This is a genomic window from Corynebacterium sp. KPL2838 (assembly GCF_040225455.1).
GTDB lineage: Bacteria > Actinomycetota > Actinomycetes > Mycobacteriales > Mycobacteriaceae > Corynebacterium > Corynebacterium rhinophilum.
Genome location: NZ_JBEHFT010000001.1, coordinates 150217 through 164946 on the forward strand (window position 1 = coordinate 150217; position 14730 = coordinate 164946).

12 protein-coding genes are annotated in these 14730 nt (G+C 57.6%); 10 read left to right on the forward strand and 2 right to left on the reverse strand.

All coding sequences use genetic code 11. The features are described 5' to 3' along the window. Window positions 1–80: 80 nt before the first annotated feature. The 9 genes from ABRP98_RS00705 to ffh all read left to right on the forward strand — a co-directional run bounded on the left by ABRP98_RS00705 (window position 81) and on the right by ffh (window position 10670). Window positions 81–3062, forward strand: coding sequence for a DUF4040 family protein (locus ABRP98_RS00705; RefSeq protein WP_349857029.1), 2982 nt, complete (start codon window positions 81–83; stop codon window positions 3060–3062). Then, on the forward strand, window positions 3062–3538 hold the full coding sequence (locus tag ABRP98_RS00710) for a sodium:proton antiporter (protein WP_349857030.1): 477 nt from the start codon (window positions 3062–3064) through the stop codon (window positions 3536–3538). Before ABRP98_RS00705 ends, ABRP98_RS00710 begins: the two co-directional genes overlap by 1 nt. After that, complete coding sequence (locus ABRP98_RS00715; RefSeq protein WP_284851975.1) at window positions 3538–5079, forward strand: monovalent cation/H+ antiporter subunit D family protein; 1542 nt, start codon at window positions 3538–3540, stop codon at window positions 5077–5079. The genes ABRP98_RS00710 and ABRP98_RS00715 overlap by 1 nt, the downstream gene beginning before the upstream one ends. Continuing rightward, on the forward strand, window positions 5080–5613 hold the full coding sequence (locus tag ABRP98_RS00720) for a monovalent cation/H+ antiporter subunit E (protein WP_349857031.1): 534 nt from the start codon (window positions 5080–5082) through the stop codon (window positions 5611–5613). It abuts the gene before it with no gap. Continuing rightward, window positions 5610–5900 carry a cation:proton antiporter gene (locus ABRP98_RS00725; RefSeq protein WP_284851977.1) on the forward strand — a complete coding sequence of 97 codons (291 nt, stop codon included), beginning with the start codon at window positions 5610–5612 and terminating at the stop codon, window positions 5898–5900. The genes ABRP98_RS00720 and ABRP98_RS00725 overlap by 4 nt, the downstream gene beginning before the upstream one ends. Window positions 5901–5903: 3 nt before the next feature. Next, entirely contained in the window at window positions 5904–6272 is a 369-nt protein-coding gene (locus ABRP98_RS00730) for a Na+/H+ antiporter subunit G (protein ID WP_349857032.1), read from the forward strand. Between the two features lie 228 nt (window positions 6273–6500). Beyond that, window positions 6501–6839 (forward strand): P-II family nitrogen regulator, encoded by a 339-nt coding sequence (locus ABRP98_RS00735; protein WP_284851978.1) that lies wholly within the window; start codon window positions 6501–6503, stop codon window positions 6837–6839. A 6-nt stretch (window positions 6840–6845) separates the two neighbouring features. Further along, window positions 6846–8978: a [protein-PII] uridylyltransferase gene (locus tag ABRP98_RS00740; protein ID WP_349857033.1), complete on the forward strand. Its 2133-nt coding sequence runs from the start codon at window positions 6846–6848 to the stop codon at window positions 8976–8978. A gap of 51 nt (window positions 8979–9029) precedes the next feature. Beyond that, complete coding sequence (ffh, locus tag ABRP98_RS00745) at window positions 9030–10670, forward strand: signal recognition particle protein (protein ID WP_284851454.1); 1641 nt, start codon at window positions 9030–9032, stop codon at window positions 10668–10670. Between the two features lie 82 nt (window positions 10671–10752). Here ffh and ABRP98_RS00750 read toward each other — a convergent pair whose 3' ends face one another. Continuing rightward, a complete protein-coding gene (locus ABRP98_RS00750) occupies window positions 10753–13020 on the reverse strand; it encodes an acyltransferase family protein (RefSeq protein WP_349857034.1) in 2268 nt (755 codons plus the stop codon). Window positions 13021–13377: 357 nt separating this feature from the next. On the opposite strand from ABRP98_RS00750, the gene rpsP reads away from it, so the two are divergent. Then, a complete protein-coding gene (rpsP, locus tag ABRP98_RS00755) occupies window positions 13378–13878 on the forward strand; it encodes a 30S ribosomal protein S16 (RefSeq protein WP_349857035.1) in 501 nt (166 codons plus the stop codon). A gap of 150 nt (window positions 13879–14028) precedes the next feature. Here the strand turns inward: rpsP and ABRP98_RS00760 are convergent, their stop codons facing one another. After that, window positions 14029–14727 (reverse strand): TetR/AcrR family transcriptional regulator, encoded by a 699-nt coding sequence (locus ABRP98_RS00760; RefSeq protein ID WP_349857036.1) that lies wholly within the window; start codon window positions 14725–14727, stop codon window positions 14029–14031. Between the last annotated feature and the right edge of the window lie 3 nt (window positions 14728–14730).

Here is a 14730-nt window from a genome sequence, read left to right on the forward strand (position 1 = left end):
TAATCTGGTAGGGCTGTATTTAGTGATTTGGTGCGAAATTCGCACCAATCCAAGACCAAGGTTCGTGAGGCAAGTATTTCGTGACGCTACTTTTTGCTGTCCTCCTTGCGGCATTGGCAGTGATCTTGGCACCGGTGACCGTAAAGGTCATGGACCGACAGGCAGGCTATCCATTAGCTGGCCTTTTTCTCATTGCGGCGGTGCTCATTGCTAAGGATTTTTCTGCCATTGCAGCGGGAGAGGAACTCAGTTTCCAAGCCACCTGGGTACGCGATTTTATTGCACCGGGGGTTGACGTAAGTTTCGCTCTGCGTGGAGATGCATTGAGCATCTTCTTCGCCATGTTGGCTCTTGTCATTGGCGCTGTCGTGTTGACGTACTCGGCAGCCTATCTCCCTAAAAACGAGGGAAATACGAGCTTTTATACACTGATGACGGCATTCACGCTGTCCATCTTGTTACTGGTTCTGGCCAATGACGTTGTTGTCCTATTCCTCGCCTGGGAGCTTGTCTCCTTGGCATCTTTCATGCTCATCGCGCGTTCTGGCTCTGGGGGAGAGGCAGGTTCCCAGCGCACCTTAATTCTGACGTTTATCGGTGGCCTTACGCTATTGACGGCATTAGGCATTGCCGCAGTGACCACTGGTTCGACCACCATTTCTGAGATCCTCGCATCCTCGGTATGGGATGAACGACCAGGTGTGACCGCAAGCGTTGCCGTGCTAATCGCGGCTTCTGCCTTTACCAAGTCCGCTCAATTCCCATTCCACTTCTGGCTGCCAGAAGCCATGGCCGCCGCTACGCCAGTCTCGGCGTTCCTGCATGCCGCGGCCGTGGTCAAGGCGGGCATCTACTTGCTCATTCGCTTCTCCACGATCTTTTACGACGTCGCGGTGTGGAACTGGGTGCTCATCGTCGTCGGTATGGGTACGGCGGTTATGTCCGCGGTATTTGCGGTGCAAAAGACGGACCTGAAGAAGCTGACCGCTTATTCCACCGTGTCCCACTTGGGTTGGATCGTCGCCACTATCGGTGTGGGCACCCCGTTCGCTATCGGTGCGGCACTGGTACACACCTTGGCACACGCGCTCTTCAAGTCCTCGCTGTTCATGCTCATCGGCGTCATTGACCATGAAGCAGGTTCGCGCGATATCCGCCGCCTTGGCCCGCTGTGGAATAAGATGCCGTGGACGTTTGGCTCTGTAGTCATCGGCGCCGCATCCATGGCTGCGGTACCTCCGCTGCTGGGCTTTGTGTCCAAGGAAGGCATGCTCACTGCCTTTGAGGATGCCCCCATTGGCGGCGCAGGCCAAGCAATCTTGCTTGCCGTGGCAGGAATCGGTGCCTTCTTTACCTTCACCTACTCAGCAAAGATCGTCTTCGGCGCATTCTTCGATGGGCCACGGTCCATGGACGATGTCCACGAAGCCCCAGTTTCCCTGTGGCTTCCTGCAGCGCTACCGGGCTTTATGTCCCTGCCGCTCGTCTTCGTCCTGGGCATTTTCGATGAGCCTTTGGAGCATGCCGTTGGCGCCGTGGGCATGGAAACGCATGCTCACCTTGCGGTATGGCATGGAATCAACGTGCCATTTATCATTTCGATCCTCGTGCTGGTAGCCGGAATTGCGGCCATCTTTGTCCGCAAGAAGATGTGGCCGGCTTTCGAGGGACGCAACTTCATGCCGCGCAGCGGCAACGAGCTCCTGCAAAGCCTGCAAGATGGCTGCGCCAAGCTCGGCCAGGTATTGGGCAAAATGTCCGATTCCCACAATCCGTCTCGCCACATTTTGCCGATTGTCATCGTGGTTATTGTTCTTGCTGGTACTACGTTGTTCGGCGAGGGAGTCGACGGCGTACCGCTGCAACCGCGCGTCGATGGGCTAGACAACCCGTGGGACCTGCTGCCATTGGGCATTATTGCGTTGTCCGTATTCGGGCTGGTGCGCACCAAGAACCGCCTTACCGGCGCCGTCATGATCGGCATTGCGGGTACAGGCGTTACCTTGCAGATGTTCCTCTTGGGCGCACCGGATGTGGCACTTACCCAGTTCATGGTGGAAGCACTGTCTGTGGTCGTCATGATGATGGTGCTGCGTTACCTGCCAGAGACCTTCCAGCCGGTTACGGATAAATCTCGCAGGGTGGGCTCCATCGGCATCGCCGTATTGGCCGGTGTTGCGGCCTTCCTCGGAGTCTGGGGCCTGATGGGTCGGCACGAACGCTCGGACCTGGCGCTGTGGTACCTCGACAAGGCACCGGATATCACGGGTGGCGATAACGTCGTGGCCACCATCATCGTGGAATTCCGTGCACTCGATACCTTGGGCGAGCTGTCCGTGCTGGGCATGGCCGCCGTCGTTATTGCAGCCATTACCACCACGCTGCCGCGCTTCCCGTTCAGCTCGGGCACGCGCCCGGCACCATTCGGTCAGTCGCAGCTGAACTCCGTACCGTTGCGTAAGGGAATCAATATTGTCATTCCTTTGCTCATCATCATGTCCGTCATCGTGTTCTTCCGCGGACACAATGCTTCCGGCGGCGGATTCCCCGCTGCGCTCATCATGGGTGCGGCCATTGGTCTGACCTATCTGTCCCGCGGCTCCGATGAGATTGTCTTCGGACGCATGACCCCAGTGCACCTCACCGGCATTGGCATCATTACGGCGCTGTTGGCAGGCTTTATCGGTTACTGGCACGACGGACTTGGCAATGGTGGTTTCCTCACTGCCTTGCACGGTGAGGCCTTTGGCCAGCACTGGACGACATCCCTCATCTTCGACCTCGGTATTTACTTGGCGGTGTTGGGCATGCTCACGATGGCCATCAACGCCTTGGGCGGCTACCTCAGGCCTGGTACCGAGCGGGACTTCCTGCCATGGATCCACGATGATGACTCGGCTCTGCCGGCGACGCCGCGCATTGCCGTTGAGGATGCGGACGATCCGTACCCAGAACCAATCAACCCGTCGACGGATCCGCTTGCTTTGCTCAGCCCTAAAGAGGCAAAGACAAAGACAAAGCAACGTCGCCGTTCTAACGCCAACCGAGGAGGGGAGAAGTAATGATTCTCGCGTTAACTATCGCCATCCTCATCGGTGGCGCCGTCTACCTCATTCAACAACGCGGCTTGGTTCGCATTGTGTTGGGCATGATGGCATTCGGTCACGGTGCCAACCTGACCTTGTTGGCCACTGGCGTGTACTCCTACCGAGGTGAAGCCTTTCCCTCGGAAGTACCCCATGACCAGATGGCCGATCCGCTACCGCAGGCATTCGTTCTGACGGCCGTTGTTATCTCCATGGCAACCTCCACCATCCTGTTGACCATGGCTGCAATGGGCAAAAATGATGACACCGATGTAGTGGAGCCCGTTGATGACAACACCATCGATCACGCATTTTCTACCTTGGGCCGCGATGCCCAGAACCGTGCGATTTTGGAAGAGTCCGCAAACGAGCTCGATCGCATTGGCCGGGTAGACCACGACACCCCCGTGGCTGAGCGCGGGGTAAATAGGAAGAAGGAGGATGACAAATAATGGCTGATGTTGTAGCCCAACTTCTTCCGCTTTTCCCGGCAATTCCGCTTATTGCCGCGGCTCTTGCCCTGTTAGCACCGTGGCGCGCTGTCCGCGATGCAATCATGCTCATCATCCCCGGAATCGGTGCCCTGGCCGGCCTGGGACTGTTGATCTACACCATGAACAATGGGGTAGTGGCGCATACCGTGGGCCTCTACGTAGGCAATGTGGGTATTCCTTTGGTAGCGGATGCCTTCTCCGCGCTAATGATTATCACCACGATGATCGTGGCCTTTGGCGCTAACTGGTTCGCCATCGTGGGCGGGGAGACTAAATCCCGTTACTATCCCTCGCTCACCCTGATCCTTATCACCGGTGTGTGCGGTGCGCTGCTGACCGCTGATCTCTTTAACTTCTTCGTGTTTATTGAGGTCATGCTGCTGCCGTCCTACGGCCTTATCACTATGTCGGGCACGTGGTCGCGCCTGGCAGCAGGACGCGCGTTCGTCCTCGTCAACCTTTTCGCCTCCACGCTGCTGGTAGTTGGTGTCGGTTATATCTATTCCGTCACCGGCTCGGTTAACTTGGCTGCCTTGCAGGGAGCCGCCGCTGGCAATGGTCCGGTTACCGTCGCTGCGGGAATTATTCTCATTGCGATTACCGCCAAGGCCGGCGTGTTCCCAGTGCAGTCCTGGCTGCCGCGTACCTACCCGGGTACCTCGGCCGCGGTGATGGGGCTCTTCTCCGGCCTGCACACGAAGGTCGCCGTCTACATGCTCTACCGGCTGTACGTGCAGCTTTTCGATCTAGACCAGCGGTGGAACGTGCTCATCATCGTCCTCATGCTGATCTCGATGATGATCGGTGCCTTTGGTGGCCTGACCGAAAAGACCATTCGCCGCGTGCTGGGTTACCAGATGCTCAACGGTATGCCGTTCATCTTGGTGATGCTGGCCTTTACCTCGGAAGATCCGAGCCGCGCCTTGGCTGCCGGTATCATGTACACGATTCACCACATGGTGACCGTTGGCTCGTTGATCCTTGCCTCCGGTGCTATTGAAGAGACTTACGGCACGGGTGACTTAACCAAGCTATCCGGCCTCGCACGCCGCGATACCATCATCGCCTGGATTTTTGCCGCCGGTGCCTTCTCCGTTGTAGGCTTCCCGCCATTTTCCGGCATGTGGGGCAAGCTCATGATCGTATTCGAGGTTGCCCGCACTGGCGGTGCTTGGGCTTGGATTGCAATTGCCGCCATCATCGTCGCCTCCTTCGCAGCATTCTTGGCGATGTTGCGCGTCTGGCGCGAAGCCTTCTGGGGGCAGGATTTGCCCTCGGACAAGGTTCCAGATGAGCTCATCATCCGTAAGAAATTGATGGCGCCTTCTGCAGCGCTCATCCTGGTTTCGCTGGGCATGTTTATTTTCTCCGGCGTAGTTATTGAGGCGGTGGAAACCGCAGCCGAGCAGTTGCTGGACACGACGGCTTATACTGACACCATCTTGGGCGATGACTCAGCCGCACTACCTAATATCGATGACATTCAGGAGGGCCGATAAATGCATGCTGTAGCTTATGCACTCTGGCTCATCAAGGAGATTTTCGTTGCTGGGTTCACCCTGGCGATGTCAGCATTTAAGCCCGATAACGAGTACCACCCGGTGATCATCCGGTATCCACTGCGCGTTACTAGCGCCTGGGAGATCTTCTGGTTTACTTCGTCCATCACCGCCACTCCCGGCACGTTGTCTTTGGGACTTCGCGAACCACCGCGGAAGGGTCTGCCTCGTATCGTGCTGGTACAAGCGGTACAGGGCTCTGATCCTGCGTCGATTGTGGCTGATTTGGCCGATATGGAAGAGCACGTGGCCCCGCGCGTTAAGAGCATCGACTATGGCGTTCCTGGGCAAGGGGATACGACGGAGCTCGATGAGGCTTTCTACGAATTCCCGCTGGATACCCTTGGGCGTTATATGCGTTCACCGGATCTCGCGCGGGCGGAGGATACTCCGCTCTCGGAGAGTCAGGCGGACGTTGAAAAGCCCAAGCACCTCGCCCGGAAAATGCAACGCAGGAAGGAGACCGACCGATGATTGATTTTGCAACATTGTCCCCATTCGGTTGGGTTGTACTAGTGTGCGTGTTCATCATGGGCGGTGCCGCATGGGGCGGGGTGTTATTGGCGCTGCGCACCCGCGATGAGCTCACCCGCGCGGTGATGTCAGACATCGTCTTTTACGGCATGATTTGCATGTACCTTGGCTGGTCAATGATCAACAATGCCCCCTTGGCCTATGACATTGCCCTCATTGGCGCCATCGCAGCCGGTATTTTGCCGACCTTGTCTATGGCCCGCATTATTTCGAAAGGGCGGCGGTAAGCCATGGCTGTATACGAGATTATTGCTTCGGTCCTGCTCATTGTGGCCACCATCCTCGTGGTGGCAACCGTGGTTTCCTTGTGGCGCGCACCGGATGCCCTGACCCGAGCCAACCTGATGGGCCCGACCGTGGGGTTGGCTGTGCCGCTTATCATCGTCGCCAAGCTTGTGGTGGATTTTGGTCAGGATGGCTTTTCGCTTGGCCTTCTTATCAAGGGGCTCCTCGCGTGCTTTGGCGTCTGGATTATCGGCTCGGTGGGATCGTTTTATCTGGGGCGTTCCATCTATGGCGTTGCGGTTACTGACGTCAAACACGCTAAACACAATAATGAGAAAATTCAGACCGTCTACGCTGATGAAGACGAAATCTAGGGTTATCTTTCCCTAATCAGTAGCGCGGGTTCGTACCTTCTCCACGGAGGGGGTGCGGCCCGCGTTTCTTATCGGCTGCCGCAGTGCTTACCGCAGCCGATCAAGCCGTAACCTACCGATTGCCACCGTAATTCGGGCACATTCGGAAGTTGGGCGGGGTTAGACTAGAACGCAGCATATCCGCGCCATGCTTGGCCGCCGAATTAGACTTTTCCGTAGGAGGATTAAATGAAATTAATTACCGCCATTGTTAAACCGTTTACCTTGCCGGATATCCGGGAGGCATTAAAACAACAAGATGTGCATGGGCTTACCGTGACCGAAAGCCAGGGCTTTGGGCAGCAGAGCGGGCACAGCGAGGTTTACCGCGGCGCGGAGTACGCCACGGACTTTGTACCCAAGGTGAAGTTGGAAGTTTTGACCGCTGATGACCATGTGGAAGACCTTATTGACGCCATTGTGGATGCCGCTTATACCGGCAAGATTGGCGATGGCAAGATTTGGATTACCCCTGTAGAAGACGTCATCCGCATCCGCACCGGGGAGCGCGGCGAGACCGCCCTCTAAGCAACAATGGTGGCAGCATCCGCTCTTCGCAGCGAAGCCTACGCCGCGGCGGTGCGCGTACTCCAGGATTTGGACCTACCGCCGCACACGGCGCTAGCTGCAACTGGCTCTTTGGCCAGGCAGGAGATGACTCCCTATTCCGATATTGATGTCATCTTGATCGTCTCGCAGGACCACGAGCCGGATCCCAGCCTGGTAGAGGATTTGTGGTACCCGGTGTGGGATGCCAAATATCGGTTGGACTTCGCCTTGCGCACCCCACAGGAGTGCGCTGAAATTGCCCTGCAGGACGCCTCGGCTGGCTTCGCGCAGTTGGATCTGACCTACATCGCAGGCGAGAAGGTGCTTGTCGATGACGCCCGTCAGCGCCTCCTAAGCGCATGGCGGCGGCAACTACAGCGGGGCTTTGATAGCTTTGTCGATATTGCCATTGCGCGGTGGAACCGTTCTGGCGCCGTTGCCACCATGACCAACCCAGACCTGAAGAACGGGCGTGGGGGTTTGCGCGATATTCAGCTCTTGCGCGCTTTAGCTCTAGGAAATCTGTGTGATCTGCCCGCGCTGGAGGAAGAGCGGCGGCTGTTACTCGATGCACGAACCCTTTTGCACGTAAAGGCTCGCCGACACCGCGATATTTTGGACCCGGATTTTGCTGCCGATATTGCTGATGAATTGGGGTTTAGCAGCCGCTATGAGCTAACGGCAGCGTTGGTTACTGCGGCAACCGCTATCGACGATGCGGTAGAGCGTAGCTTGGCCACAGCAAGGGGCGTTTTGGGCAGTCGCGGCGCTGGTCCGGCACAGGGCCGGGATCGCGTGCGGCGGCCCCTCGACGTGGATGTCGTAGCGGACGGGGCAGTTATCTCTCTGGCCCGCACGCCTAATTATGCAGATCCATGGCTGCTGACCCGCGTTGGGGCGGCCGCGGCCCGGACGGGTTATTCCGTTTCGGCAAAGACGTGGCGGGCATTGCAGGAGCTGCCGCCCCCACCGGAGCGGTGGTCACGGGCGGCCGTGGATGACTTTTTCGCTATTTTATCTTCGCCGTCCAATACCCCACGGGTGATTGCGGAGTTGGATCGCTATGGGCTGTGGGAGCGTTTAGTCCCCGAATGGGGCCATGTGCGCGGATTATTGCCCAGGGAACGCAGCCACATGCATTCCGTGGATTATCACTTGGTTGCCACCGTGACGCGCTGCGCCGAGGTGCGCACATCGGTGGCCCGCCCAGATCTCCTCCTCTTGGCTGCGTTGTATCACGATTTGGGAAAGGGCCATGACCGCCCGCACGAGCAAGTAGGAGCAGAGATGGCGGCGCGGCAGGCCGCGCGCATGCGGTTTAACCTTGCAGATATCTCCCGCGTGCAAACCGTGGTGGCAGAGCATACGAGCCTGGCGCGATTGGCGGCGACGATGGATCCGCGCTCGGATGCCGCGCGCGATGCCCTATTAAACGCCTGCCATTATGACCAATTGACCATTTCGCTGCTTGCGACCTTATCCAAGGCGGATGCCTTATCGACGGGCCCTGGCGTGTGGTCTGCTCGCACCGCACAGGCGCAGGCCCTTATCGTCGCTCGCGCTTTAGAAGCGAATAAGCCTCGCATAGTCACCCGCCCTTTAGTTCGCGTTCCGCAGGACGAGCATGGAGTAGGGCTTGCGGTTGATTGGCAGGAGGAAGTGGTCACAGTGACCTGGTCCGGCGCCAATAAGGCAGAGTTTAAGCGCATTTTTGCGTTGATATCTGCCCTGGGGTGGACCATCGTGCGGGCCAATTTCGTGCGCGGTGATGCTGGTGACTATCAGGCGGAATTTGTCATCCGCACCGTGCAAAAGACGCTGAGAGAGGCCGCGGAACCGGACCGGTTTATCCAGTCCTATAATTCGCGGACATATACCGAGCTTCCTGAGATCGCAGGTGAGCCCACGACGGCGGCGTTTAACGTGGGCGGAATCTTAGAGATTCGCACCGTGGAGAGGATAGGCGCGTTGGGCTATCTGGTGGAGGCTTTGCCGGAGTTTATGTGGCTGCGCCATGAGATCCTGGGTGCCACGATGATTGTGCACGTTTTCTTTGGCGCTTCGGTTTCTCGCGCCCAGGTGGTGGGGAATGTGACCAGGGCCCTGGCTAGGGACTAAGATTGAATAATTGAACTTTAGATCGATCTAATTTAAGGGAGCGCATCCGTAGTGTTTGACTCACTATCAGACCGCCTACAGTCAGCCCTGGCGGGCCTGCGCGGCAAGGGCAAATTAACTGAGGCGGATATCAACGCCACGACTCGTGAGATTCGTTTGGCCTTGCTGGAAGCTGACGTTTCTCTAACGGTGGTGCGCGGGTTTATCAAGCGCATCAAGGAACGCGCCCGCGGCGCGGAAGTATCTGAGGCGCTCAACCCCGCCCAACAGGTGGTCAAGATCGTCAATGAGGAGCTCATTGAGATCCTAGGCGGAGAAACCCGCCGGTTGAACTTGGCCAAGAATCCACCGACCGTCATCATGCTGGCCGGTCTGCAGGGTGCTGGTAAAACCACCTTGGCCGGTAAATTGGCCAAGCACCTCACGAAGCAGGGGCACACCCCGATGCTCGTGGCCTGTGACTTGCAGCGCCCAGGAGCCGTGCAGCAGCTGCAGATCGTCGGCGAGCGCGCGGAAGTCCCGACCTTCGCTCCAGACCCAGGTACCTCCCTGGATTCCAATGACCACGAGATGGGTACCTCGCACGGGGACCCGGTGGACGTCGCCAAGCGCGGTATTGCTGAGGCAAAGCAAAAGCAGCACGATGTGGTCATCATCGATACTGCCGGCCGCTTGGGTATTGATGAAACCCTGATGACGCAGGCGCGCAATATCCGCGATGCCGTCAATCCGAATGAAGTCCTGTTCGTCATCGACTCCATGATTGGTCAGGACGCCGTGCAAACGGCGGAGGCCTTCCGCGATGGCGTGGACTTTACCGGTGTGGTTCTCACGAAGCTGGATGGTGACGCCCGCGGTGGTGCAGCGCTGTCCATTCGTGAGGTGACCGGTAAGCCGATTTTGTATGCGTCCACCGGTGAGAAGCTCGATGATTTTGATGTCTTCCACCCAGAGCGCATGTCTAGCCGCATTCTGGGCATGGGTGACCTGCTCTCCCTGATTGAGCAGGCGGAAGCCACCCTGGATCACCAGAAGGCCGAAGAAGCAGCCTCTAAGCTTGGCTCCGGCGAGCTCACGCTGAATGACTTCTTGGACCAGATGCTGATGATCCGCAAGATGGGTCCAATTGGCAACCTGCTGAAGATGATGCCTGGCGGCAAGCAGATGAATGAAATGGCCGCCATGGTGGATGAAAAGCAGCTGGATCGCATCCAGGCCATCATCCGCGGTATGACCCCAGAAGAGCGCGAGAACCCGAAGATCTTGAACGCGTCGCGCCGCAAGCGCATTGCCAATGGTTCCGGTGTGAGCGTTTCTGAGGTCAACCAGCTCATTGAGCGCTTCAACCAGGCCAAGAAGATGATGTCCAAGATGGCCGGCCAATTTGGCATGGGCGGTGGCGGACGTTCTGCCACCAAGAAAAAGCCCAAGGGCCGCAAGGGCAAAAACGGCAAGCGCAAGAAGGGCAAGGGCGGCGGTGGCAACCGCGGCCCCAAGATGCCGGGTGGTATGCCAGGAATGGGCGGTGGTATGCCGTCGATGGAAGAGCTACAGCAGCTGCAGCAGCAAATGGGCGGTGCCGGCGGTGCCGGTGGCCTTGGCGGTGGAAAGATCCCCGGCATGCCCAAGATGCCCAAGGGCATGGAGAATATCGACCTCGATAACCTCAACTTTGGCAAGGGCAAAAAGTAGCCGCGCAGAGACATAAATAGAAGGTGGCCCATGACCTCTCAGGTCATGGGCCACCTTTGTGCGTGCCGTCGCGGGGGAGCGTCTACACCGGATCGTTTTCTGGGGCAGTGGGGTACGGCACTGGGTTGGCGCGCCGCGTGCCACCGGTGGTGGGGGCAGCAGGCGATTCCTCTAGTGCTGCCTCCGCCTCTTCGGGAGAGATTTCTGGCGCCTCTTGCTGGACCTTTTCACCGTTCAAGAAGGGCGTGAGGGCTTCTCGGATCATCGGCATTGCGGAATCCGCAAAGGCGTTGGTGATGTGGTGCATATCGCGGTAGACCATGGTGTTACCGATGATGACCGGGCAATCACCATTAGCGTCGCAGAACCACGGCGCGGTATCGAGGGACAGCATGTTCTCGTACTGCGAAAGGACTACCGCACCTGGATCATACGGTTGGTAGACCTGCTCAAAGCGCATGCCGCAGCCTACAGCGTCTTCGTTGGCAACGTAGCACTCATCGAATTCGCGCGGCTCCCCGTCCTCATCGAATCCCCACGGGTTATCGCGGAAACCCAGGAAGGGGATATTGCGCTTGGATAGCTCTTCCCAAAAGGTTTGGTAACCGGCGGGGACAGCATCGGGGCCATGCCCGAATTCGTTTTGCGGGCGGGTGGTATTGGAGATAACCAACTCTGGCTGGGCTTCGGCAATGCGGTCCATGACCAGTTCACCCCACTCGGCGCATTCGGGGCTGACCGTGACGTCATCGCCAAGCTCGATGGGGCAACCTTGGCGCAAGAGGGGAACCAGCTTGAAACCCATCTCTCGGCCGAGGCGGTCGAGGGCAGACGAGTATTGCTCCGCGTGGGATCCTCCCACCAAATAGACTTCCTTTTCGGCAGTAGTGTCGCCGAAAATGCAGGGGGTCTTGCCGTCCCTGCGCGTTTCAAAGAAGAAATCAGCGGGCTGGCTATCGGGCACGAAGCACCAGTTTGCAGCAACCGGCGGCTGGATTCCTCTAGCCACGATGGGATCAGGTTTGATCTCTACGCCGTCCGGCGGGGTGATGTCATTAATGAACGTGGTGGCGCCGGGATATTGCTGGGGATCGAGTATCTCTGCGTCAGCGATATTTAGGGTGCGCAGCCACAGGGGCTGAATGAGCAGCAGCGCCGCGGCACAGCTGGCGACCACGGCACCGCCAATGGCTCGTCCCGCCCCAGCTCGGGTGGACAGGCTGGAGACGGCCTTGTGGGCTGGAAGATCCTCTGCTAAGGGTCGCTTGCGGTGCTGGCGCAGGGGACGCTCGATGAAGCGATGCGTGATATCTGCAAGCAGCAGGGAGATGGCAATAATAATGATGCCCAGCCACCACGACGGGGTCTGCTGGCCCAAGTACGAGGTGGACAAAATAAGCAGCGGCCAGTGCCATAGATACAGTGGATAGGCGACATCGCCTAGCCAGCGCGCCTTTTTAGAGGCCATGGCCTTGGAGATCTTGCCGCCACCGCCCAAGATGATGAGCACGGCACCGCCCAAAGGCAAAAGCGAGAGCGGTCCTGGGTAGGCGGTGGTCTCTGCGATGATGGCACCAGTAAAGACCAGCATGAAAAGGCCAAGGCCAGTAAACAGATCATAAAAACGCGCAGGAATCTTCCATGCAGAACCGTAGATGGCTAGAACCGCACCAAGGGTCAACTCCCAGGCGCGCGACCACGTGGAGTAGTAGTTTTCTGGAGTTCCGTGTAGCCCATGGCGCGAGGCATAGGCAAAGGAAATGATGGTCACCACGATGAGGATGGGGCCGGCGATTTGGTTGACCGTGGGGAAGCGGCTTGTGCGCAGTGAAGATTGCTGCGGGCGCCATTTCATTATCGCAGCCAGGATGAGGGCAAAGGCAATGCCCATCAGGTAGAACTGGCCCTGCACGGACATCGACCACATATGCTGCAGCGGGGAAGTATCGGCGGCGGCCGCAGTGTAGTCAGCGTGTTGGCGCGCCAGCTCCCAGTTCTGGTAGTACAGCATGGTTGCCGTAATTTGCTGGGTAAATTCAGTGCGCATGAGCTGCGGCGTGAAAAGGCGCACGAAGATATACGTCACACCGATGACCAAAACAAGGCTTGGTACCAAGCGGCGCAACGTGCGCCAGATTGGCCACCATGGGTTCAATGACGCGTTGGGCTTGCCGGCATAGCGCAGCTGTGAGCCTAAAAAGAAGTAACCGGAAAGCAGTAAAAAGACATCCACGCCGCCGGAGACACGACCGACAAAGACGTGGTAGATAACTACGAGGCCAATTGCGATACCGCGCAGACCATCGAGGTCATAGCGGTATCGAAAGTTGCGTGGAGAATCATTTGTCATAAAACGTCATTTCGTGCGCTTGCTCATGGGGAAACAAGCGTGGCGTACTTCTAAGCCTTCTGGGTCAAAGGTTTACGTTCGGCTAATAAGGGTACTCTTTAATGGTCTCGGAGGCATAACGAGGCAAGGTAGAATGCGGGAGACGCGGAGATTTTAAAATACTGCCTGCACACGCTAAAATGGTTCGGGTTATCGCAGTGGTGTGAACTGCTGACGATAATGAGACGTTTCATTCTGCGTAACACCGTTCCCGTCTACGGTCGGCCGGTACGTCACGCGCAGATAAAATCCAAGGGTTGAACCGGCGTGCTAAAAAGCGCGTGTCTGAACTGCCCAGTGACTAGAAAAGGAGCCATCATGGCTGTCAAAATTAAACTGCAGCGCGTAGGTAAGATCCGCGCCGCTGAATACCGCGTAGTTATCGCTGATGCTCGTACCCGCCGCAGCGGCAAGGTCATCGAGAACATTGGCATCTACCACCCGAAGGAAGAGCCTTCCCTCATCAAGATCGACTCCGAGCGCGCACAGCACTGGCTGTCCGTTGGTGCACAGCCTACCGAGCCTGTTTTGGCACTACTGAAGGTCACCGGTGACTGGCAGAAGCACAAGGGCCTGCCGGGCGCAGAAGGCACCTTGAAGGTTGCCGAAGAGAAGAAGTCCAAGCTGGACCTCTTCAACGAGGCACTGGCTGAGGCTAATAACGGCCCAACCATCGAGGCTATCACTGAAAAGAAGAAGGCCAAGGAAGAAGCAAAGAAGAAGAAGGAAGCTGAAGAGGCTGCTGCAGCTGAGACTGCCGCTGCTGCTGCCGGCGAGGCAGACGCTGAAGCAGAAGCTTCTGAGGAGTCCGCAGAGTAATCTGCTCGGTCTCTAGCGCCCTTTACTGATTAGGGCGCTGTGCATAAGCTTCATCCCCCACCTGTCATCGTTGCATTTATGCGCGATAACGAGTGGGGGATTTTGCGCGCTCGGCCAGCGCGCGGCCGACACTGAGGCTAGTGGCTAGCGCTATTCAGAGCGTGGCCGCAATTCGGGGTAATTGGCGTATACATCGCCTGGATCTTTAAAATCCATCCCGCGCAAGCTGCCTGCGACGACGGGTTTGAATAGCTGATAGATTTCCTCCCGTGGCAGTTTAGACAGGGGCCCGTCAATGGCAAGTACGGTAAACCCGTGGACGGCGGACCAAGACAGCAAGCTATTGTGTAGGAAATACTCTTTATTGGGCGTTTGGCCTTGGGCTTGGGCGTGACGGGCCAAGAGATCGAAGTAGCGCTGAATCAGATTCAGGTGCTCGCTTTTTGGATCATCGGGAGTTGAGGGGTCTACGCCGAGCATAAAGCGAAGCGCCTTCCACTCCAACATGCAACGGAAGAAGTTCGTTTCATCCAAGGCAAATTCGAGGTAGGCATACCCAACCTGCACGAGGTGATCGGGGAAGGCGAGGACGCCAGCTTTATCGGTGGTGTGGTGAAGGCGGCGCACGAGCTCGTCGGTGGCTAGTTCGGCTACCTTATCGTGCAGTTCTTCCTGATCCTTAAAGTGCCGGTAGGCCGAGGTGGGGGACACTCCTGCCGCGCGGGTGACGGCGCGGATGGTAATAGCCTCTGGGCCTTTTTCCTTTCCTAATTGCACGGCGATCCGTAGCAGCTCGTCGTGGAGGTTTCCGTGGTGGTAAGGCTTGTTATGAGACTGCGATGTATCCAAAAT

Coding starts and splice junctions, on each gene's coding strand:
- ABRP98_RS00710 (WP_349857030.1), top strand. CDS start 3,062: ATGATTCTCGCGTTAACTATCGCCATCCTCATCGGTGGCGCCGTCTAC.
- ABRP98_RS00715 (WP_284851975.1), top strand. CDS start 3,538: ATGGCTGATGTTGTAGCCCAACTTCTTCCGCTTTTCCCGGCAATTCCG.
- ABRP98_RS00720 (WP_349857031.1), top strand. CDS start 5,080: ATGCATGCTGTAGCTTATGCACTCTGGCTCATCAAGGAGATTTTCGTT.
- ABRP98_RS00725 (WP_284851977.1), top strand. CDS start 5,610: ATGATTGATTTTGCAACATTGTCCCCATTCGGTTGGGTTGTACTAGTG.
- ABRP98_RS00730 (WP_349857032.1), top strand. CDS start 5,904: ATGGCTGTATACGAGATTATTGCTTCGGTCCTGCTCATTGTGGCCACC.
- ABRP98_RS00735 (WP_284851978.1), top strand. CDS start 6,501: ATGAAATTAATTACCGCCATTGTTAAACCGTTTACCTTGCCGGATATC.
- ABRP98_RS00740 (WP_349857033.1), top strand. CDS start 6,846: ATGGTGGCAGCATCCGCTCTTCGCAGCGAAGCCTACGCCGCGGCGGTG.
- ABRP98_RS00750 (WP_349857034.1), bottom strand. CDS start 13,020: ATGACAAATGATTCTCCACGCAACTTTCGATACCGCTATGACCTCGAT.
- rpsP (WP_349857035.1), top strand. CDS start 13,378: ATGGCTGTCAAAATTAAACTGCAGCGCGTAGGTAAGATCCGCGCCGCT.